At 64.2% G+C, this 18,991-nt stretch carries 23 protein-coding genes; 21 read left to right on the top strand and 2 right to left on the bottom strand.

The features are described from left to right. The first annotated feature begins 14 nt into the window (after positions 1-14). The 16 genes from rpsN (at position 15) to AB7849_RS00960 (ending at position 10,617) form a co-directional block, all read left to right on the top strand. Positions 15-320, top strand: coding sequence for a 30S ribosomal protein S14 (gene rpsN / locus AB7849_RS01035; RefSeq protein ID WP_008209969.1), 306 nt, complete (start codon positions 15-17; stop codon positions 318-320). A gap of 216 nt (positions 321-536) precedes the next feature. Continuing rightward, entirely contained in the window at positions 537-932 is a 396-nt protein-coding gene (gene rpsH, locus AB7849_RS01030; protein ID WP_008208429.1) for a 30S ribosomal protein S8, read from the top strand. Between the two features lie 10 nt (positions 933-942). Further along, on the top strand, positions 943-1,470 hold the full coding sequence (rplF, locus tag AB7849_RS01025) for a 50S ribosomal protein L6 (protein ID WP_008208431.1): 528 nt from the start codon (positions 943-945) through the stop codon (positions 1,468-1,470). A 24-nt stretch (positions 1,471-1,494) separates the two neighbouring features. Then, positions 1,495-1,854 (top strand): 50S ribosomal protein L18, encoded by a 360-nt coding sequence (rplR, locus tag AB7849_RS01020; RefSeq protein ID WP_172624079.1) that lies wholly within the window; start codon positions 1,495-1,497, stop codon positions 1,852-1,854. A gap of 112 nt (positions 1,855-1,966) precedes the next feature. After that, complete coding sequence (rpsE, locus tag AB7849_RS01015; protein ID WP_008208434.1) at positions 1,967-2,476, top strand: 30S ribosomal protein S5; 510 nt, start codon at positions 1,967-1,969, stop codon at positions 2,474-2,476. Further along, entirely contained in the window at positions 2,469-2,666 is a 198-nt protein-coding gene (gene rpmD, locus AB7849_RS01010; RefSeq protein ID WP_008208436.1) for a 50S ribosomal protein L30, read from the top strand. The genes rpsE and rpmD overlap by 8 nt, the downstream gene beginning before the upstream one ends. 5 nt (positions 2,667-2,671) lie before the next feature. Next, positions 2,672-3,103, top strand: a complete 432-nt coding sequence (gene rplO, locus AB7849_RS01005; protein ID WP_008208438.1) for a 50S ribosomal protein L15 — start codon at positions 2,672-2,674, stop codon at positions 3,101-3,103. Positions 3,104-3,109: 6 nt separating this feature from the next. Beyond that, a complete protein-coding gene (secY, locus tag AB7849_RS01000; RefSeq protein WP_037098352.1) occupies positions 3,110-4,432 on the top strand; it encodes a preprotein translocase subunit SecY in 1,323 nt (440 codons plus the stop codon). A 125-nt stretch (positions 4,433-4,557) separates the two neighbouring features. After that, entirely contained in the window at positions 4,558-4,914 is a 357-nt protein-coding gene (gene rpsM, locus AB7849_RS00995; protein ID WP_008208441.1) for a 30S ribosomal protein S13, read from the top strand. A gap of 12 nt (positions 4,915-4,926) precedes the next feature. Next, entirely contained in the window at positions 4,927-5,313 is a 387-nt protein-coding gene (rpsK, locus tag AB7849_RS00990) for a 30S ribosomal protein S11 (RefSeq protein WP_092704055.1), read from the top strand. Positions 5,314-5,323: 10 nt separating this feature from the next. Next, positions 5,324-5,950, top strand: coding sequence for a 30S ribosomal protein S4 (gene rpsD / locus AB7849_RS00985; protein ID WP_008208446.1), 627 nt, complete (start codon positions 5,324-5,326; stop codon positions 5,948-5,950). 16 nt (positions 5,951-5,966) lie between these two features. Then, the gene (locus tag AB7849_RS00980) at positions 5,967-6,965 is read left to right on the top strand and encodes a DNA-directed RNA polymerase subunit alpha (protein ID WP_008208448.1); all 999 of its coding nucleotides are present in this window, start codon (positions 5,967-5,969) and stop codon (positions 6,963-6,965) included. Between the two features lie 301 nt (positions 6,966-7,266). After that, positions 7,267-7,653 (top strand): 50S ribosomal protein L17, encoded by a 387-nt coding sequence (rplQ, locus tag AB7849_RS00975; RefSeq protein ID WP_008208450.1) that lies wholly within the window; start codon positions 7,267-7,269, stop codon positions 7,651-7,653. Positions 7,654-7,811: 158 nt separating this feature from the next. Continuing rightward, complete coding sequence (locus AB7849_RS00970; protein ID WP_008208453.1) at positions 7,812-8,333, top strand: disulfide bond formation protein B; 522 nt, start codon at positions 7,812-7,814, stop codon at positions 8,331-8,333. Next, a complete protein-coding gene (locus tag AB7849_RS00965) occupies positions 8,330-9,691 on the top strand; it encodes a class II 3-deoxy-7-phosphoheptulonate synthase (protein ID WP_008208454.1) in 1,362 nt (453 codons plus the stop codon). The genes AB7849_RS00970 and AB7849_RS00965 overlap by 4 nt, the downstream gene beginning before the upstream one ends. Before the next feature lie 116 nt (positions 9,692-9,807). Continuing rightward, on the top strand, positions 9,808-10,617 hold the full coding sequence (locus AB7849_RS00960; RefSeq protein WP_037098340.1) for a hypothetical protein: 810 nt from the start codon (positions 9,808-9,810) through the stop codon (positions 10,615-10,617). 48 nt (positions 10,618-10,665) lie between these two features. Here AB7849_RS00960 and AB7849_RS00955 read toward each other — a convergent pair whose 3' ends face one another. Next, positions 10,666-10,878, bottom strand: coding sequence for a GDCCVxC domain-containing (seleno)protein (locus AB7849_RS00955; protein ID WP_008208458.1), 213 nt, complete (start codon positions 10,876-10,878; stop codon positions 10,666-10,668). A gap of 7 nt (positions 10,879-10,885) precedes the next feature. Next, positions 10,886-12,484 (bottom strand): amidase, encoded by a 1,599-nt coding sequence (locus AB7849_RS00950; RefSeq protein WP_037098358.1) that lies wholly within the window; start codon positions 12,482-12,484, stop codon positions 10,886-10,888. An 87-nt stretch (positions 12,485-12,571) separates the two neighbouring features. On the opposite strand from AB7849_RS00950, the gene AB7849_RS00945 reads away from it, so the two are divergent. The 5 genes from AB7849_RS00945 (at position 12,572) to kdpB (ending at position 18,983) form a co-directional block, all read left to right on the top strand. Next, the gene (locus AB7849_RS00945) at positions 12,572-13,372 is read left to right on the top strand and encodes a c-type cytochrome (RefSeq protein ID WP_008208461.1); all 801 of its coding nucleotides are present in this window, start codon (positions 12,572-12,574) and stop codon (positions 13,370-13,372) included. After that, the gene (locus tag AB7849_RS00940) at positions 13,369-14,658 is read left to right on the top strand and encodes a c-type cytochrome (protein ID WP_008208463.1); all 1,290 of its coding nucleotides are present in this window, start codon (positions 13,369-13,371) and stop codon (positions 14,656-14,658) included. The genes AB7849_RS00945 and AB7849_RS00940 overlap by 4 nt, the downstream gene beginning before the upstream one ends. Before the next feature lie 332 nt (positions 14,659-14,990). Next, positions 14,991-15,083 carry a K(+)-transporting ATPase subunit F gene (kdpF, locus tag AB7849_RS00935; RefSeq protein WP_081491695.1) on the top strand — a complete coding sequence of 31 codons (93 nt, stop codon included), beginning with the start codon at positions 14,991-14,993 and terminating at the stop codon, positions 15,081-15,083. After that, the gene (gene kdpA / locus AB7849_RS00930; protein WP_008208465.1) at positions 15,080-16,858 is read left to right on the top strand and encodes a potassium-transporting ATPase subunit KdpA; all 1,779 of its coding nucleotides are present in this window, start codon (positions 15,080-15,082) and stop codon (positions 16,856-16,858) included. The genes kdpF and kdpA overlap by 4 nt, the downstream gene beginning before the upstream one ends. 19 nt (positions 16,859-16,877) lie before the next feature. Continuing rightward, positions 16,878-18,983 (top strand): potassium-transporting ATPase subunit KdpB, encoded by a 2,106-nt coding sequence (gene kdpB / locus AB7849_RS00925; protein ID WP_008208468.1) that lies wholly within the window; start codon positions 16,878-16,880, stop codon positions 18,981-18,983. The last annotated feature ends 8 nt before the right edge of the window (positions 18,984-18,991 follow it).

Below are 18,991 nucleotides of genomic sequence, written 5' to 3'. Positions count from 1 at the left end.
GCGAGAGATAAGCAATGGCAAAGACCTCGATGGTCAACCGCGATATCAAGCGGACCAAGCTCGTCAAGAAGTACGCCGCCAAGCGCGCCGAACTGAAGGCGATCGTGCTCAGCTCCACCGCCTCGTACGACGAGAAGATGGAAGCCCAGAGCAAGTTGCAGAAGCTGCCGCGTGACGCCAGCCCGGTGCGCCAGCGCAACCGCTGCGCGTTGACCGGCCGTCCGCGTGGTGTCTACAGCAAGTTCGGCCTTGGCCGCAACAAGCTGCGTGAAGCCACCATGCGCGGCGATGTGCCGGGTCTGCGCAAGGCCAGCTGGTAAGAAACCTGCAGGGCGCTAGCGGTTTCGGCCGGTGGCAGCCTTCTCCGGGGACGATGTATCGTCCCCGTGGCGCGATTTCAGCCCCGAAATTCGCTAAAGCCTGGAAATGCTGTTATAGTCGTCGGTCTGCGCAAGGCAGGCTGGCTTCTTGCCGGCACACAATTTGAATTGATTTCCGGTTTTATCGGATATCGGTGCACTCTGAAGGATGTTTTCATGAGCATGACTGATCCCATCGCCGATCTGTTTACGCGTATTCGCAATGCCCAGCTTACGGGCAAGAAGACCGTGAACATGCCGTCGTCGAAGTTGAAGGTGGCCATCGCCAACCTTCTCAAGAATGAGGGCTATATCCTCGACGCCCAGGCCTCCGACATGGAAGGCAAGCCGGTGCTCGAGATCAAGCTCAAGTATTTCGAAGGCCGTCCGGCCATCGAGACCATTTCCCGCGTTTCCCGCTCGGGCCTGCGTGTTTATCGCGGCAAGGACGAGCTGCCGAAGGTGCTCGGCGGTCTGGGTATCTCGATCATCTCGACTTCCGCCGGTCTGCTGACCGACGCACAAGCCCGTGCCAAGGGCCTGGGCGGCGAAGTCATCGGCCAGGTCGCATAAGGAGTCGACGATGTCCCGTGTTGCCAAGAAGCCGGTTTCCCTGCCCAAGGGCGTGGAACTGAAGATCGCCGATGACGGCATTTCCGTGAAGGGCCCGAAGGGCACGCTGTCGACCCATGCCCTGCCGGGCGTGTCGATTGCCCTGGACAATGGGGTCGCCACCATTTCTCTCGCCGAGGGCGCCGACGACAAGTTCGGCGGTACCGCGCGCGCCCTGCTGGCCAACATGGTCAAGGGTGTGTCCGACGGCTACGAGCGCAAGCTGGAGCTGGTCGGCGTGGGTTACCGCGCGTCGATGGCCGGCAAGGCTCTCAATCTCAGCCTGGGCTTTTCGCACCCGGTGGTGTTCGAGGCGCCGGAAGGCATCAGCCTCGAGACGCCGTCGCAGACCGAAATCCTGATCAAGGGCGCTGACAAGCAGCGCGTGGGTCAGGTGGCGGCCAAGATTCGCGGATTCCGTCCGCCGGAGCCCTACAAGGGCAAGGGCGTGCGCTATTCCGGCGAGAAGATTTCCCTGAAGGAAGCAAAGAAGGCGTAACGGTCGATCCGTTTCCAAGGAATTATGACAATGAACAAGAACGAATCCCGTCTGCGTCGCGCCAAGTCCACGCGCGCCCATATCCGCAAGCTCGGTGTGGCCCGCCTGTCGGTGCATCGCACGGGTCAGCACCTGTATGCCCAGGTTTTCGACGCCTCCGGCACGAACGTCGTGGCGGCTGCCTCGACCGTGCAGAAGTCGGTTGCCGAGGGCCTGAAGGGCACCAAGAACTTGGAAGCGGCCGCTGCCGTGGGCAAGGCCGTGGCCGAGCGTGCGCTGGCTGCGGGCGTCGAGAGCGTTGCTTTCGATCGCTCGGGTTTCCGTTATCACGGTCGCATCAAGGCCCTGGCCGAAGCGGCTCGCGAGGCTGGCCTGAAGTTCTGATGTTGCGGCAACCGGGTCGGCCTTGCCGATGCCGGTTGCACCAGAAACACCTACAACTCCAAGCGGCTCAGCCGCAAGCAAAGTCCCGGTTCGCTGGGCATATGGATGGAACATGTCTTCTAACGATCGCGAAAATTCGGACGGCCTGCTCGAGAAGCTGATCGCCGTCAACCGCGTGGCCAAGACCGTCAAGGGTGGCCGCCAGATGAGCTTCACTGCACTGACCGTGGTCGGTGACGGCGAGGGCAAGGTCGGCTTCGGTTATGGCAAGGCGCGTGAAGTGCCGGTGGCCATCTCCAAGGCGATGGAGCGCGCGCGCCGCAACATGGTGAACATCGACCTGAACAACGGCACCCTGTGGTACGCCATCAAGGCCAACCACGGTGCGGCCCGCGTCTACATGCAGCCTGCTTCCGAAGGTACCGGCGTGATCGCCGGTGGCGCCATGCGTGCCGTGCTGGAAGTGGTGGGCGTGAAGAACGTGCTGGCCAAGGCGGTCGGTTCGCGCAACCCGATCAACCTGGTTCGCGCCACCATCAAGGGCCTGCAGGCGATTGCCTCGCCGAAGCAGATCGCCGCCAAGCGTGGCAAGACCGTGGAAGAGGTGCTGGGTCATGGCTAAGAAGAACGAAGGCGCTGCCACCGTGCGCGTGCGCCTGGTCAAGGGCCTGCGCGGCGTGCAGAGCCGCCATCGTCTCAGCGTCAAGGCGCTGGGTCTGAACAAGCTGAACGACGTCCGTGAACTGAAGGATAGCCCGCAGGTGCGTGGCCTGATCAACACGGTCTACTACCTTGTCCGGGTCGAGGAGTAAGCATCATGCGTCTGAATGACATCAAGCCGGCCGCCGGTTCCCGCAAGACGCGCCTGCGCGTCGGTCGCGGCATCGGTTCGGGCCTAGGCAAGACGGCCGGTCGCGGCCACAAGGGTCAGCATGCCCGCGCGGGCGGCACCCACAAGTACGGTTTCGAAGGCGGCCAGATGCCGCTGCAGCGCCGGTTGCCGAAGGTCGGCTTCCGCTCGAAGATGAAGGCCGAAAGCCAGCAGGTGTTCCTGTACCAGCTGGCCAACCTGAAGGCGGATGTGATCGACGTGATCGCCCTGCATCAGGCCGGTCTGATCGACAGCCGCGCCAAGAAGGTCAAGGTCGTCGCCAAGGGCGAGATCGGCCGTGCGGTGAAGCTTTCCGGTTTGCTCGCGACGGCCGGTGCCAAGGCCGCCATCGAAGCGGCCGGCGGCAGCGTGGAGTAATTGACGGTGGCGGCAGCCAAGGGCAAAGCGCTCGGATCGACCGGCAAACTGACGGAGCTGCGCCAGCGCATCTTCTTCGTGATTGGCGCGTTGGTCGTCTACCGTCTCGGCTCGTTCATCCCGGTGCCGGGCGTCAATCCGGATGCGATGACCAATCTGATCGGTCAGAGCGGCGGTCTGCTGGACATGTTCAACATGTTCTCGGGCGGTTCACTGGGGCGCTTCTCGGTGTTCGCGCTGGGCGTGATCCCGTACATCTCGGCATCGATCGTGGTGCAGATGATGGGTTCGGTGTTGCCGAGCCTGCAGGCCCTGAAGAAGGAAGGGCAGGCGGGCCAGCGGACGCTGACCATGTATACCCGCTTCGGCACGGTGGGCTTGTCGGCGTTCCAGGCCTTCGGCATCTCGATGGCATTGATGAAGCAGTCCAGCGGCGGCATGCCGGTGGTCTACATGCCCGGCTACGGCTTCGTGCTGTCCGCCGTGGTGGGTCTGACCGCCGGTTCCATGTTCCTGATGTGGCTGGGTGAGCAGATGACCGAGCGTGGTATCGGCAACGGCATTTCGCTGTTGATCTTCGCCGGTATCGTGGCCGGCTTGCCGGGTGCGGTGACCCATACCCTGGGTATGGCGAACAACGGTGAGCTGTCGGTGTTGAAGCTGCTGATGGTGGTGGGCCTGGTACTGGCGGTAACGGCGTTCTGCGTGTTCATGGAGCGTGCGCAACGGCGCATCACCGTGAACTACGCGCGGCGATCCGGCGGGCAAAAGGCCTACATGAACCAGACCTCGCACCTGCCGCTGAAGATCAACATGTCGGGCGTGATCCCGCCGATCTTCGCGTCCAGCCTGCTGATGTTCCCGGCTACGGCGGCGACATGGTTCAGTGCCGGCAGTCAGTCGCATTGGCTGCAGAATCTGACCCAGATGCTGTCGCCGGGCGAGCCGACGTACGACATCGTGTATTCGCTGCTGGTGATCATCTTCGCCTTCTTCTATACGGCGATCGTGTTCAACTCGCAGGAAACGGCGGACAACCTCAAGCGTTCGGGTGCCCTGATTCCGGGTATCCGGCCGGGTCGTTCGACGGCAGAGTACATCGATGCCGTGATGACACGCCTGACGGGTGTTGGCGCGGTCTACCTGGTGCTGGTGTGCCTGGTGCCGACATTCATGCAGAGCTACTGGCATGTTCCGTTCTACTTCGGTGGCACTTCGCTGCTGATCGTGGTGGTGGTGGTGATGGACTTTACGGCGCAGATCCAGGCGCATCTGGTCAGTCACCAGTACGAAGGTCTACTCAAGAAGGCCAATTTGCGGCGCAGTTGAGTCGGCGGGCAGTTGGTCAAATCGGGGAGTGCGCGGTGCCTGGGTACCGCAGGGCTTTCCTGTCAAGGTAATTCAGGTTAAAATTGCGCGTTTACCGCGCACGAAACGCATCGGAGAAGTACATCATGGCGCGCATCGCGGGTGTCAATTTGCCGGTCCAGAAGCATGTCTGGGTTGGTCTGCAAAGCATTTACGGCATCGGTCGCAGCCGAGCCAAGAAGGTCTGTGAGGAAACTGGCGTGGTCCCGACCACCCCGATCAAGTCCCTCAGTGAAGGCGAGGTTGAAAAGCTGCGCCAGGAAATCGGCAAATACGTCGTCGAAGGCGACCTGCGCCGTGAAGTGGGCATGGCCATCAAGCGTCTGATGGACCTGGGTTGCTACCGTGGCTTGCGCCACCGCCGCGGCCTGCCGGTGCGCGGCCAGCGCACGAAGACGAACGCTCGTACCCGCAAGGGTCCGCGTCGCGCAATCAAGAAGTAACGGATTCCGAATATGGCAAAGCCGGTCAAGACCAAGAAGAAGATCAAGCGTGTCGTCACGGATGCCGTGGCACATGTGCAGGCTTCCTTCAACAACACCATCATCACCATCACCGATCGTCAGGGCAATGCTCTGTCGTGGGCGACTGCCGGTGGCGCGGGTTTCCGCGGCTCGCGCAAGTCGACCCCGTTCGCTGCCCAGGTCGCCGCCGAAAAGGCTGGTCGTGCCGCTGGCGACTACGGCGTAAAGACGGTGGAAGTGCGCATCAAGGGCCCCGGTCCGGGTCGCGAGTCGGCGGTTCGTTCGCTGAACGCACTGGGCTACAAGGTCCTCAACATCATTGACGTCACGCCGATTCCGCATAACGGCTGCCGTCCCCCCAAGAAGCGTCGAGTCTAAGGAGTTACCCATGGCCCGTTATCGTGGAGCTACCTGCAAGCTCGCCCGTCGTGAGGGTTCGGACCTCAGCCTGAAGAGCCCGGCCCGTGCGCTGGATTCCAAGTGCAAGCTGGAGAACAAGCCCGGCCAGCATGGCGCCAACAAGCGCATGCGCATGTCCGACTACGCCGTGCAGCTGCGTGAGAAGCAGAAGGTCAAGCGCATCTACGGCGTGCTTGAGCGTCAGTTCAGCAACTACTACAGCAAGGCGTCGACCCTGAAGGGCAACACCGGTGAGAACCTGTTGCGCCTGCTCGAAAGCCGTCTTGACAATGTCGTCTATCGCATGGGTTTCGCGGTCACCCGCGCCCAGGCCCGTCAGCTCGTGGCCCACAAGGCTGTGCTGGTGAACGACAAGAAGGTCAACATCCCTTCGTACCAGGTTCGCCCGGGCGACGTGATTGCGCTCACCGAAAAGGCACGCAGCCAGTTGCGCGTGCAGGAAGCGGCCACCGTGTTCGACACGATGGATCTGCGTCCGACGTGGGTTGAAGTGGATGCGAAGAAGTTCGCAGGTACCTTCAAGGCGCTGCCTGATCGCGGCGACCTGCCGTCCGATATCAACGAAGCCCTGATCATCGAGCTTTACTCGAAGTAATTTACCGGAGCCTTGCATGGCAGTTTCGTCAACTAGTGTGCTGCGGCCTCGTGGCCTCAGCGTCGAGCAGCTTGGAGCCAACCGTGCCCGGGTGGTGGTTGAGCCGCTCGAACGTGGCTTCGGCCATACCCTGGGCAACGCGCTGCGCCGCGTGCTGCTCTCCTCGATTCCCGGCAGTGCCATCATCGAGGTGGAAATCGATGGCGTGCTGCACGAATACACCACCCTCGAAGGCCTGCAGGAGGACGTGATCGAAGTCCTGCTGAACCTCAAGGACGTGGCCATTCGCCAGCATACCGGCGACGAAGTCACCCTGACCCTGTCCAAGAAGGGCAAGGGCGTGGTCACCGCCGGCGACATCACCGTGGATCACACGGTCGAGATCATCAATCCCGAGCACGTGATCTGCCACCTGACCAAGGACATCGCGCTCAACATGCGCCTGAAGGTGCATCGCGGCGTCGGCTACCAGCCGGCCAGCGCGCGCCAGCACCCGGATGACGAGGCGCGCCCGATCGGTCGCCTGCAGCTGGATGCGTCCTTCGCGCCAGTGCTGCGCGTGGCCTACGAAGTGGACGCTGCTCGTGTCGAGCAGCGCACCAACCTCGACAAGCTGGTGCTGGATATCGAGACCAACGGCACCATCGGTGCGGAAGACGCGGTTCGCAAGGCTGCCGAGATCCTCAACGACCAGCTGTCGGTGTTCGGTGACTTCTCGCGTCGCGAGAGCGCTACCGACAAGGCCGAGAAGAGCGGTTTCGATCCGCTGCTGCTGCGTCCGATCGATGATCTGGAGCTCACCGTGCGTTCGGCGAACTGCCTGAAGGCCGAGAGCATCTACTACATCGGCGACCTGGTGCAGAAGACCGAGGTCGAGCTGTTGAAGACGCCGAACCTGGGCAAGAAGTCGCTGACCGAGATCAAGGATGTGCTTGGTGGTCGTGGCCTCGCGCTCGGCATGAAGCTTGAAAACTGGCCGCCGCCGGGCTTGTCGCACGGCATGCAGCTGGGTTGATGTTGATGCAGCGGCGACCCTTGGGTCGCCGCTGCAGTTACAAACTGGCGGGGGCCTTCGGGCTGTTCCGCCGGATCACGCCGCCACCTGGCTGCGTATTTGGAGCAGTCCCCTTTGACTGCCCGACCAAAGGCCGATCTGGCCTTTCATGCGATCTCCTGATCGCCAGAGCAACAGACGGCCATTCATGGCCGCACTTCTCACAAGGGCCCGTTTTGACAGGGCTTGGAACAGCGGGCAACCGCGGAAAGCCGGACACAGGTGCCGGTTTTTCATAACAACAGACAGAGAGAGTTTTGCCATGCGCCACATGAAATCCGGCCGCAAGTTCAACCGTACCAGCAGCCACCGCGAAGCGATGTTCAAGAACATGGCCTCGTCGCTGTTCAAGCACGAACTGATCCGCACCACCTTGCCGAAGGCGAAGGAACTTCGTCGCGTCGCCGAGCCTCTGATCACCCTGGCCAAGAACGATGGCGTCGCCAATCGTCGTCTTGCCTTTGCGCGCCTGCGCGACAAGGAAGCCGTGGGCAAGCTGTTCGTCGAGCTGGGGCCGCGTTACCGCGAGCGTGCCGGCGGTTACCTGCGCGTCCTGAAGTGCGGCTTCCGCCCGGGCGACAATGCGCCGATGGCGTATGTCGAACTGGTTGATCGTCCGCAGGCGGCCGAGGCCGTCGACGCCGAGTAAGTTTTCGATTCATTCGGACGTCCATGCGTCCATGCAAAACCCCGGCCGGGCAACCTGCCGGGGTTTTGCTTTTTCGGCAGGTGCAAAATGTCGCTGTTGCTGACAGCGTGCGGGCAAGCGGGTAATGTCTTGCCTTCTCCCATCACCCTAGCAAGTCCATGAACCCATTGCGCTGGTCGTACCGTGTCAGTCTTCTCGCCGGCTTCGTGGTCTGTGCCGGCCTGGTCGGCTTCGCGTTGTACGCGCAATACGTGCTGATGATGGACCCGTGCCCGCTGTGCATCCTGCAGCGCGTGGTGTTCATCGTGCTTGGCGTGGTCTTCCTGATCGGTGGCCTGCATGCGCCGCGTGGTGGTGGACGTTGGGTCTATGTGGTCCTGCTGGTACTGATTGCGCTGATCGGCGTGGGTATTGCCAGCCGCCACTTGTGGATCCAGTCGCTGCCGCTCGACGAGGTGCCGAGTTGCGGGGCGCCGTTGGGTTACATGCTCGAGACGCGCGCCAGCCACGGCGGCGTGATCGGCGTGTTGGCCAAGGTACTCACCGGTTCCGGCGAATGCGCCCGGGTGCAGCCGATCCTGGGCTTGTCGATGCCCTGGTGGTCGTTGATCTGGTTCGTGTTGCTCGGGCTATGGTCGGTCCGGGCCGGGATGCGCCGTGCCATCGGGATCCGGCGATGAACGAGTCGATGCGAGCCGGGTCTCCAGCCGCGGACTGGACGCCGTCGTCATGGCAGCGGCGCGAGGCGCTGCAACAGCCTCGCTACGAGGACGCGGAGGAACTGGCGTCTGCCACGTCGCGGCTGGCGCAACTGCCGCCGCTGGTGACCTCCTGGGAAGTGCTGGCGTTGAAGCAGTCGTTGGCCGAGGCGCAGGAGGGTCGTCGCTTCCTGTTGCAGGGCGGCGATTGCGCTGAAAGCTTTGCCGACTGTTCCAGTCCGATCATTTCCAATCGCTTGAAAGTGCTGCTGCAGATGAGCCTGGTGCTGGTGCACGGCCTGAAGCAGCCGGTACTGCGCGTGGGCCGTTTCGCGGGGCAGTACGCCAAGCCGCGTTCGGCCGACACCGAAACCCGCGACGGCGTGACGCTACCCAGTTTCCGTGGCGACGTGGTGAATGGCCCGGCTTTCACCGCTGAGGCGCGCCGGCCTGATCCGCAACGATTGATCAGCGCACATTCGCATTCCGCGTTGACCATGAACTTCGTGCGCGCACTGATCGACGGCGGCTTCGCCGACCTGCGCCACCCCGAGTATTGGGATCTCACCTGGGTCGAGCGCTCGCCGATGGCTGCCGACTATCGGCGCATGGTTGCGGCGATCGGCGACTCGCTGCGCTTCATGGAGACGCTGGCCGGCCCGATCGCGGGTTTCTCCAAGGTGGATTTCTTCACCTCGCACGAAGCGCTGTTGCTGCATTACGAGCAGGCATTGACGCGGCAGGTGCCGCGCCACCCGGGCTGGTTCAACCTGTCCACGCATTTCCCGTGGATCGGCATGCGCACCGCGGCATTGGATGGTGCCCACGTGGAATACTTCCGTGGCATCCGCAACCCGGTCGCGGTGAAGGTGGGGCCGTCGGTGACGCCGGAGCGATTGTTGCCGCTGATCGATGCGCTGAACCCCGACGATGAACCCGGCCGGTTGACCCTGATCCACCGCATGGGCAACGCCAAGGTCGGTGAGGCGCTGCCACCCTTGCTGGAAGCGGTGAAGCGCGAGGGACGACGCGTGCTGTGGGTGGCCGATCCGATGCACGGCAACACTGAGAGTACCTCGAACGGCTACAAGACGCGGCGCTTCGACAATATTCGCGGCGAGCTCGACCAGGCCTTCGACATCCACGCGGCTGCCGGTACCCGGCTCGGTGGCGTGCATCTGGAGCTCACCGGCGAAGATGTCACCGAATGCCTGGGCGGCGCGCGCGATCTCTCCGAGACCGACCTCGAACGTGCCTACAAGTCGATGGTCGACCCGCGGCTCAACTACGAGCAATCGCTGGAACTGGCGATGCTGATCGTGCGCAAATCGGTGGGATGAACCGCTGCGGGTGAATGGCATCGGATGACGAGTGTCATGTCGGTGCCATGCGCCGTGCACTGGGGTGCATTTGCCTCATGCGAGATGATGGCCCCCTCTGGAGGGGAGCCGATTGCATGATGGATAAACGGGTTGCGACACCGCGTATCGACATGTGGACGCTGGTGGGCCTGGCGCTTCTGCTGTTGCCGCTGCTGACCATGGCGCATGAATTGCTGGGGCACGGCCTGGTCTGTGTGGCCAGCGGTCATCGACCGAGCGAGCTGGGGGCGTATTACGTCGAATGTCCTGGTACCGGGGCGTGGAGCCGGCGCACCGTGGCCATGGCGGGTACCGGCGTGGACGTCGTGGTGGCCGTGCTGGCGGTCCTGGCATGGCGGTTCGTGCAGCGACCCCTGCCGAAGCTGGTGCTGTGGATCGTGTTCACCGTGAAAGGCATGGTCGCGGCAGGCTACTGGATGTTTTCCGGCGCCACCAATCTGGGCGACTGGGGCCCGGCGGCAGGTGGCGGCATCGGGCCGTTGCCGTGGCCCTGGTTGTGGCGCGCGCTGATGTTTGCGATCGGCCTGTGCGCGTACATCATGGTGGTCAAGCGATCGATCCGGATGATGTTCGCGATGCTCGGCGGTGGCGAACAGGCGCGCCACGTGCAACGCAGGGCCGCCATGACGATCTACCTTGTCGGTGGCGCGATGGCGGTGCTGGTCAGCCTGTTCAATCCGCTGGGGATCGTGATCACCCTGATGTCGGCCGTCGCCTCGTCGTTTGGCGGCACGGCCGGCCTGTTCAATGTGGCGTGGTCTCGACCGTGCACGGAGCCGCCACGCGATTTCACCGTCGGCCGGAACTATGCCATCGTCATCCTGGGCGTGCTGGTGACGCTGGGGTTCGCCGTGGTGCTGGGGCCGACGGTCTACCTGCACTGAGGCTTGGTCACGCGGGCTGGTGCGGCGGAAGGAATCGCTTCAGCGGGCTCAGCCGCAGCACGGTTTTTGCAACTGCACCGGTGGACACGGCACGCTGCCGTACGAGCAGAACACGCAGCAGTCGCCCGGCCTGGGTTGCAGCAGCAACCCGCAGTGCGTGCATTCGTGGAAATACACGCAGGCGTTGGTCGGCATGGTTTCGATGGATGAATGACCGCAGCCGGGGCAGGTCAGCGTGCTTTGCCGCATGGGTTCGGACATGGCGTGCTCAGGGCGCCCCTTCGGCGACCGGTTTGCCATCCACCGTATTGAGGAACTTCGGCGCCCGCCACGCATGCGTGTGCTGTTCGAAGCCGTAGGCGATCGAGATCAGCGTCGGTTCGCTCCACTTCGCACCGAACAGCACGATGCCCACGGGCAATCCGTGGGCCCAGCCTGCAGGCACGGCGATCGAGGGATAGCCGGCTATCGCGGCCGGTTGCGAGGAGCCACCAATGGTGGGGTCGCCGCTGACGATATGGTCGCCCAGCACCGGGTCGGTCATGAAGGCCGGCCCCTCCGATGGCGCCAGCAGCGCGTCGAGATGGTGCGCCTTGAGTGCAGCGTCAATCCCCTCCGGGCCGGCCAGCCGTTTCACCTTCGCCAGCGCGTCGAGATAGGCCTTGTCGGTGAGCGGGCCTTTCGCTTCCGCCTGCTCGAACAGGTCTTGCCCGAACCACGGCATTTCCTGCGCGGCATGCGCCTTGTCGAAGGCGATCACGTCGGCCAGCGTGTGCACTTTCAGGCCGGTGCGGGTGGCGAGATAGGCCTTGAGATCGTGCTTGAAGTCGTACAGCAGCACGGTCATTTCCAGCGGGCCGAGTTCGTTGAGGTGCGGCAGTTTCACCGGGTCGACGATGATGGCGCCCTGGGCCTTCATCGTGGCAATGGCGGCATCGAGCACGCGGTCGGCATTCGGCTCGTTGCCGGCAAACTGGCGCACCACGCCGATGCGCTTGCCGCGCAGGCCGTTCGGATCGAGGAATCGGGTGTAGTCGGTCTTGTGCTTGTCCGCGTCGATGGTGGCCGGATCGCGCGGATCGCTGCCGGCGATCACCGTGAGCAAGGTGGCGGCGTCGGCGACATCACGCGCCATCGGGCCGGCGGTGTCCTGGTTGTGGCTGATTGGCACGATGCCGGTGCGACTCACCAGGCCCAGCGTGGGCTTGATGCCGACGATGCCGTTCATCGAGGACGGGCAGAGAATCGAACCGTCGGTTTCGGTACCGACCGCCACCGTGACCAGGCCTGCGGCCACCGCAGCCCCGGGACCGGAGCTGGAGCCGCACGGATTGCGATCAAGCGCGTAGGGGTTTTTGGTCTGTCCGCCGACGCCACTCCAGCCACTGCTGGAATGCGAGGAACGGAACGACGCCCATTCACTGAGGTTGCCCTTGCCGAGGATCACCGCCCCGGCGGCGCGCAGCTTCGCCGTCACGGTGGCATCCGTGGGTGCGGGCGCCGCGGCCAGCGCCAGTGAGCCCGCGGTGGTCCGCTCGTGGTCGCCGGTATCGATGTTGTCCTTCAGCAAGACCGGGATGCCATACAGCGGGCCGTCTGTCTTCGTGCGCTTGGCGTCCAGCGCGGCGGCGATCTTTAGTGCGTCGGGATTGGTTTCGATCACGGCGTGCAGGCTGGGGCCGCTTTGATCGATGCGATGGATGCGTTCGAGGAAGCTGCGCGTCAACGCCTGGCTGCTCAGCTGGCCGGCTTTCATCTGCTGCTGCAAGGTGGCAATGGGCGCGTAGGCATCGTCATGTTCCTGCGCGGCCAGTGGCGCGGCAACGAACAGGGCGGCGAGCAGGCAGGGTGCAAGTGATGGACGCATCATCGGAACCTCCGGACGTGCGGCAAGCTGCCGCATCTTCGCAGCTTACCTGTCTGCATCGAGCAACGCAGCTCGTATACTGGATGGATGAACGTGCGTATCGGGAAAGTGCAAACGGTCGAGGTTGGGAGCTCGCATCGGCGTGGTGCCGGCGGAGCGGTACTCACCGCGGTGCTGGCCATCCTGCTGGCCTGGCTGTCGCCGCTGCGGGCTGCTGCACCGGGAGACAACGCGCCCCCGCAGGTGCCCGATACCCTGCAGCAACGCATCGCCGCATGCACCAGTTGCCATGGCGTGCACGGCGAAGGCTCGCCGGGCAGCGGTTTCTTTCCGCGCCTGGCCGGCAAGCCGGCCGGTTACCTGGCGCGCCAATTGATGTATTTCCACGATGGCCTGCGCAAGTACGCGCCAATGGAGTACATGGTGCGCAGCTTGAGCCCGGCCTACATGCGCGAGATCGCCGAGTATTTCGCCGCGCAGCAGGTGCCTTACCAGCGCTCGCAGGTGCCGCACCTGCCGACAGCCACGTTGCAGCGTGGCGAACAACTGGTCACGCAAGGCGATCCGGCGCTGAAGGTGCCTGCCTGCGAACGCTGCCACGGCAAGTCGCTGACTGGGGTGGAGCCGGACATTCCTGGCCTGGTCGGTCTGCCGTACGACTACATCAGTTCGCAGCTCGGCTCCTGGCGTACCGGCACGCGCGCCGCAGCGGCACCGGATTGCATGTCCGAAATCGCCAACCGCTTGACCCCGACTGACATCAGCGCGGTTGCCGCGTGGCTGGCCACGCGCCAGCTGCCGGCCGACACGCACGCGTTGCCGGCCGGTTCGGTGACGCCGCCGCTGGTTTGCGGGGTGCTTGCCGGCAAGGGTGGAGACGGCACATGAAGTGGCTACGTCGGCTGGTGATCCTGATCGTGCTGCTGGTAGCCGTGCTGGGCGGCTGGCTGTTCTTTGGTGGGCACAGTGATGAGTCGGCGCCCGGCGCGACGAGCCAGGTCAGTGCGGCCACGCTGAAGGCCCCGGCGCTGATCGCGCGCGGCCAATACCTGACCACGGTCGGCGACTGTGTTTCCTGCCACACCGAGCAGGGCGGTGCGGATTTCGCCGGTGGCCGGATCTTGCCCACGCCGTTTGGCAACATTCCCACCCCCAATATCACCCCGGACAAGGCCACCGGTCTGGGCGACTGGCGCTTCGAGGATTTCTGGCGCGCGCTGCACGACGGCATCGGTCGTCACGGCGAGTTTCTGTATCCGGCGTTTTCCTACACCTCGTTCACCAAGGTGGATCGTGACGACGCGCTCGCCATCTTCGCCTACCTGCAGTCGCTGGCGCCGGTGCACAAGCCGGCCAGGCCGCTTGGCCTGAGTTTCCCCTACAACGTGCGCGAAGGGCTGGCGGCCTGGCGCGCGCTGTATTTCCGAGAAGGCGTGTACCAGCCTGATCCGACCAAGTCGGCGGCATGGAATCGCGGTGCCTACCTGGTGCAGGGACTGGGTCATTGCAACGAATGCCATGCCGCGCGCAGCGCGTTCGGCGGCACCCATGCGTTGCCGTTGTCCGGTGGCCGGATTCCGGTGCAGGACTGGTACGCGCCCGACCTCAGCAGTCGCGCCCATGGCGGCTTGCAGGGCTGGACCGAACAGGACATCGTCGATTTGCTGAAGAACGGGCAAGCGGCCAAGGGCGCCGCCTTCGGACCGATGGCCGAGGTTGTCGCCAGCAGCACGCAATACATGCACGACGACGATCTGCGGGCGATCGCCATCTACCTGCAATCGTTGCCGCCGCGCGCGGCACCTGCGCCCGCGGGACCCGTGCCGGCCGCGACGGCGATGGTGAATCAGGGGGCGAAGATCTATGCCGCGAGTTGTGCGGATTGCCACGGCAAGGATGGCGAGGGCGTGGCCGGTGTCTATCCGCCGCTGGCCGGCAATTCGTCCGTGCTCGATCCTTCCGGCCTCAATGCCATTCGCGCGGTTCTGCTGGGCGGCTTCCCGCCGACCACGGCAGGCAATCCGCGGCCGTACTCGATGCCACCCTTCGCGCAGAAGCTGAGCGATGCCGACGTTGCGGCCGTGGTCAGCTATATCCGCCATGCGTGGTCGAATGATGCGCCGGCGGTGCAGCAGCGCGACGTGTTCAAGTACCGGCATACGCCGATCGAGTGAAACGAAACCCGGTGTCTCCCGCTGCCCGGCTGTTTGCGGGGGCGGCACGGACGTGCGCGGCGTTTTTTCCTCGGGCGGTGCGCAACGCCGGGCCCATCGATAGCTGACCGCGAAATCTTTACGCGTTCTATACGGCGCAGGGGTCTTTGGCTACCCCTTTCTTATGCGCCGGTTCCTACAGTGCACGCCACTGCATCAACGGAGAACGTTCCGTGGACCTCATCTATCTCCTGCTGATTTTCGTGCTCGCCGCGGCCGGTCTCGGCTTCCTGCTGATCTGCGATCGGCTTGGCCGGCGCTGACTCGCGCGCCTCATCCTGAAGGACTTTTCCATGACGCTGATTTATGGCGCGGCCATCGCCATCGCGGTGGCCCTGGCTGGTTACCTGTGCGTGGCCCTGCTCAAGCCGGAGTGGTTTGAATGACTGTCAACGACTATCTGCAGATCGGCCTGTTCCTTGCCGTGTTGCTGTTGCTGGTGAAACCGGTCGGCAGTTACATGGCGCTGGTGTTCGCCGAGGCACCCAACCGGGTGACGCGTTTCGGTGGCCATGTGGAACGTGGCATCTACCGCGTGTGCGGCATCCGCGCCGACGAGGACATGGGCTGGAAGCGCTACGCCCTCGCGGTGCTGGCGTTCAACGTGCTGGGCTTGCTGGCCGTCTATCTGCTGCAACGCGTGCAGCCATGGCTGCCGCTCAATCCGCAGCACTTCGGCGCCGTGTCGCCCGATTCGGCGATGAATACCGCGATCAGCTTTGTCACCAATACCAACTGGCAGGGTTATTCCGGCGAATCGACGATGAGCTACCTGACCCAGATGATGGGCATGACGGTGCAGAATTTTCTCTCTGCGGCGACCGGCCTCGCGGTGCTGGTAGCGGTGGTGCGTGGCTTCGTGCGACATGGGGCGAAGGCGCTGGGCAATTTCTGGGTGGACCTGACCCGCGGCACGCTGTACGTGTTGCTGCCGTTGTCGATGCTGATCGCGTTGCTGCTGGTATCGCAGGGCGTGGTGCAGGACCTCAAGCCTTACGTCGACGTGCCGGTGCTGCAGACCACCAGTTATGCGCAAACGACGCAGGATGCCTCCGGCCACGCGGTCACGAAGAACGTGGCGGTGACCACGCAGACCTTGCCGATGGGGCCGGCGGCCTCGCAGATCGCGATCAAGCACCTGGGCACCAATGGTGGCGGCTTCTTCAGCGCGAACTCGGCGCATCCGTACGAGAACCCCACGCCGCTGTCCAACTTCATCGAGATGCTGGCGATCCTGTTGATTCCGGGTGGTCTCTGCTACACCTTCGGCAAGATGGTGGGTGACACGCGGCAGGGCTGGGCGATCCTCGCCACCATGCTGTTGATCTTCGTGCCGCTGGCGATCGGTGCCGTGGCGGCGGAGCAAGCGGGCAATCCCGCCCTGCACGGATTGGCGGTGGATGCGCATGCCAGTGCCTTGCAGTCCGGCGGCAACATGGAAGGCAAGGAAACGCGCTTCGGCATCGCTTCGACGGGATTGTTTGTGGCCGTCACCACGGCGGCGTCCTGCGGTGCGGTGAACGCGATGCACGATTCGCTGACGGCGCTGGGTGGCATGGTGCCGATGTGGCTGATGCAGCTGGGCGAGGTGATCTTCGGCGGTGTTGGCTCGGGTCTTTACGGCATGCTGGCGTTCGCCGTGGTGGCGGTGTTCATCGCCGGGCTGATGGTGGGCCGCACGCCGGAATACCTCGGCAAGAAGATCGAGGCCCACGAGATGAAGATGGCCAGCCTGGCGGTGTTGCTGCCGTGTGCGTTGGTGGTGATCGGCACGGCCATCGCAGTGCTGGTACCGGCGGGGGCATCGAGTGTTGCCAACCCCGGCGCGCACGGGTTCAGCGAAATCCTTTACGCGCTGACCTCGGCGTCGAACAACAACGGCAGCGCGTTTGCGGGACTCTCGGCGAATACCCTGTTCTGGAACGTGTTGCTGGGCGCTTGCATGTTCCTGGCGCGTTTCCCGCTGATCATCGCGATGCTGGCGATGGCCGGCTCGCTTGCCGCGAAACGCCACGTGCCGGAATCGGCCGGCACGCTGCCCACGCACACGCCGCTATTCGTCGTGCTGCTGGCCTGCGTGGTGATCGTGGTGGGCGCACTCACCTTCCTGCCGGCGCTGGCGCTCGGCCCCATTGCCGAATACCTGATGTCGGCGCATTGATTCGTTCGGGATATCTTCGATGACTTCGCATACCGCTACCGTTCGCGGCTTCGATCGCGAGCTGGTTCTCAAGGCTGCCGCCGACGCGTTCCGCAAGCTGTCGCCGCGGCTGCAGTTCCGCAACCCGGTGATGTTCGTGGTGTTCGTCTGCAGCGTGCTGACCACGTTGTTGTGGTTGCAGGCGCTGGCCGGGCACGGCGAGGCGCCCACCGGCTTCATCTTCCTGGTGAGCCTGTGGCTGTGGTTCACCCTGCTGTTCGCCAATTTCGCCGAGGCGCTGGCGGAAGGCCGCGGCAAGGCGCAGGCCGATACGCTGCGCAGTTCGCGCAAGGACGTGATCGCGAAGAAGCTGGCGGCGGCCGACCGTCATGCCGCGATCACCTTCGTGCCGTCCAGCGAATTGCGCACCGGTCATCACGTGCTGGTCGAGCCGGGCGAGCAGATTCCCGGCGACGGCGAGGTGGTGGTGGGCGCGGCCAGCGTGGACGAGAGTGCGATCACCGGCGAATCGGCACCGGTGATCCGCGAATCCGGCGGCGACCGCAGCGCCGTCACCGGCGGCACCAAGCTGCTGTCGGACTGGCTGGTGGTGCGCATCACCAGCGATCCGGGCGCGAGCTTCCTCGACCGCATGATCGCGATGGTGGAAGGCTCCAAGCGGCGCAAGACGCCGAACGAGATTGCGCTGACCATCCTGTTGGCCAAGTTCACCCTGATCTTCCTGCTGGCCTGCGCCACGTTGTTGCCGTACTCGATCTACAGCGTGCAGGCGGCCGGTATCGGCCAGCCGATCACGCTGACGGTGCTGATCGCGTTGCTGGTGTGCCTGATCCCGACCACGATTGGCGCGCTGCTCTCGGCGATCGGCATCGCCGGCATGGATCGGATGATTCGCGCCAACGTGATCGCCACCTCCGGCCGTGCGGTGGAAGCGGCCGGCGACGTGGACGTGCTGCTGCTGGACAAGACCGGCACGATCACCCTGGGCAATCGCCAGGCGGTGGCTTTCCATGTCGCGCCGGGCATTGATGAGCGTGCGCTGGCCACGGCGGCCCAGCTTTCCTCGCTGGCCGACGAGACGCCGGAAGGGCGCAGCGTGGTGGTGCTGGCGAAAGAGAAATTCGGCCTGGACGAACAGCTGCCGGAAGCCAGCCATGCGCAGTTCGTGCCGTTCACCGCGCAAACGCGCATGAGCGGCGTCGACATGCCAGTTGATCTGTCACGCGAAGGCGCGACAGGCGGCGTCCGGAAGATTCGCAAGGGCGCGCTGGATGCGGTGGAGCGTTACCTCGATGGGCTTGGCAAGCCGCTTCCATCGGCCGTCAAACGCATGGCCGAAGACATCGCGCGCCGCGGCGCCACACCGTTGCTGGTCACCGAGGGCGACCGTGCGCTGGGCGTGATCGAGCTGAAGGACATCGTCAAGGGTGGCATCAAGGAGCGCTTCGCCGAGATGCGCAAGATGGGCATCAAGACGGTGATGATCACCGGCGACAATCCGCTCACGGCAGCCGCCATTGCCGCAGAAGCCGGCGTCGACGACTTCCTCGCCGAGGCTACGCCGGAAGCCAAGCTCAAGCTGATCCGCGACCTGCAGGCGGAGAACCGCCTGGTGGCGATGTGCGGCGATGGCACCAACGATGCGCCGGCGCTGGCCCAGGCCGACGTGGCGGTGGCGATGAATACCGGTACGCAAGCGGCGAAGGAAGCCGGCAACATGGTCGACCTCGATTCGAATCCGACCAAGTTGATCGAGGTGGTGGCGATCGGCAAGCAGATGCTGATCACCCGCGGTTCGCTGACCACGTTCTCCATCGCCAACGACATCGCCAAGTATTTCGCGATCATCCCGGCCGCGTTCGCCACCACGTACCCGGCGCTCAACGCGCTCAACGTGATGCACCTGGCCACGCCGCGCAGCGCGATCCTGTCGGCGGTGATCTTCAACGCGCTGATCATCATCTTCCTGATCCCGCTGGCGCTGAAGGGCGTGAAGTACCGCGCACTCGGCGCCGCCGCGCTGCTGCGCCGCAACCTGTTGGTGTACGGACTGGGCGGCGTGATAGTGCCGTTCGTCGGCATCAAGCTGATCGACATGTTGCTGGTTGCGCTTGGACTGTCCTGAAGGAGATG

This window comes from Rhodanobacter sp. FW021-MT20 (genome assembly GCF_041107475.1).
Classification (GTDB): Bacteria; Pseudomonadota; Gammaproteobacteria; order Xanthomonadales; family Rhodanobacteraceae; genus Rhodanobacter_A; species Rhodanobacter_A glycinis.
The sequence above is the reverse complement of the archived record's forward strand: the minus strand, read 5'-3'. Positions and strand labels throughout refer to the sequence as shown.

Bases quoted from the DNA above. Each gene is read 5' to 3' on its own strand.
- rpsK (WP_092704055.1), top strand. From the start codon at position 4,927: ATGGCAAAGCCGGTCAAGACCAAGAAGAAGATCAAGCGTGTCGTCACG.
- AB7849_RS00965 (WP_008208454.1), top strand. From the start codon at position 8,330: ATGAACGAGTCGATGCGAGCCGGGTCTCCAGCCGCGGACTGGACGCCG.
- kdpB (WP_008208468.1), top strand. From the start codon at position 16,878: ATGACTTCGCATACCGCTACCGTTCGCGGCTTCGATCGCGAGCTGGTT.
- rplF (WP_008208431.1), top strand. From the start codon at position 943: ATGTCCCGTGTTGCCAAGAAGCCGGTTTCCCTGCCCAAGGGCGTGGAA.
- rplR (WP_172624079.1), top strand. From the start codon at position 1,495: ATGACAATGAACAAGAACGAATCCCGTCTGCGTCGCGCCAAGTCCACG.
- rpsM (WP_008208441.1), top strand. From the start codon at position 4,558: ATGGCGCGCATCGCGGGTGTCAATTTGCCGGTCCAGAAGCATGTCTGG.
- AB7849_RS00960 (WP_037098340.1), top strand. From the start codon at position 9,808: ATGATGGATAAACGGGTTGCGACACCGCGTATCGACATGTGGACGCTG.
- AB7849_RS00940 (WP_008208463.1), top strand. From the start codon at position 13,369: ATGAAGTGGCTACGTCGGCTGGTGATCCTGATCGTGCTGCTGGTAGCC.
- AB7849_RS00955 (WP_008208458.1), bottom strand. From the start codon at position 10,878: ATGTCCGAACCCATGCGGCAAAGCACGCTGACCTGCCCCGGCTGCGGT.
- rpmD (WP_008208436.1), top strand. From the start codon at position 2,469: ATGGCTAAGAAGAACGAAGGCGCTGCCACCGTGCGCGTGCGCCTGGTC.
- AB7849_RS00970 (WP_008208453.1), top strand. From the start codon at position 7,812: ATGAACCCATTGCGCTGGTCGTACCGTGTCAGTCTTCTCGCCGGCTTC.
- rpsH (WP_008208429.1), top strand. From the start codon at position 537: ATGAGCATGACTGATCCCATCGCCGATCTGTTTACGCGTATTCGCAAT.
- AB7849_RS00980 (WP_008208448.1), top strand. From the start codon at position 5,967: ATGGCAGTTTCGTCAACTAGTGTGCTGCGGCCTCGTGGCCTCAGCGTC.
- AB7849_RS00950 (WP_037098358.1), bottom strand. From the start codon at position 12,484: ATGCGTCCATCACTTGCACCCTGCCTGCTCGCCGCCCTGTTCGTTGCC.
- rpsD (WP_008208446.1), top strand. From the start codon at position 5,324: ATGGCCCGTTATCGTGGAGCTACCTGCAAGCTCGCCCGTCGTGAGGGT.
- AB7849_RS00945 (WP_008208461.1), top strand. From the start codon at position 12,572: ATGAACGTGCGTATCGGGAAAGTGCAAACGGTCGAGGTTGGGAGCTCG.
- kdpA (WP_008208465.1), top strand. From the start codon at position 15,080: ATGACTGTCAACGACTATCTGCAGATCGGCCTGTTCCTTGCCGTGTTG.
- rplO (WP_008208438.1), top strand. From the start codon at position 2,672: ATGCGTCTGAATGACATCAAGCCGGCCGCCGGTTCCCGCAAGACGCGC.
- rpsE (WP_008208434.1), top strand. From the start codon at position 1,967: ATGTCTTCTAACGATCGCGAAAATTCGGACGGCCTGCTCGAGAAGCTG.
- rplQ (WP_008208450.1), top strand. From the start codon at position 7,267: ATGCGCCACATGAAATCCGGCCGCAAGTTCAACCGTACCAGCAGCCAC.
- rpsN (WP_008209969.1), top strand. From the start codon at position 15: ATGGCAAAGACCTCGATGGTCAACCGCGATATCAAGCGGACCAAGCTC.
- kdpF (WP_081491695.1), top strand. From the start codon at position 14,991: ATGACGCTGATTTATGGCGCGGCCATCGCCATCGCGGTGGCCCTGGCT.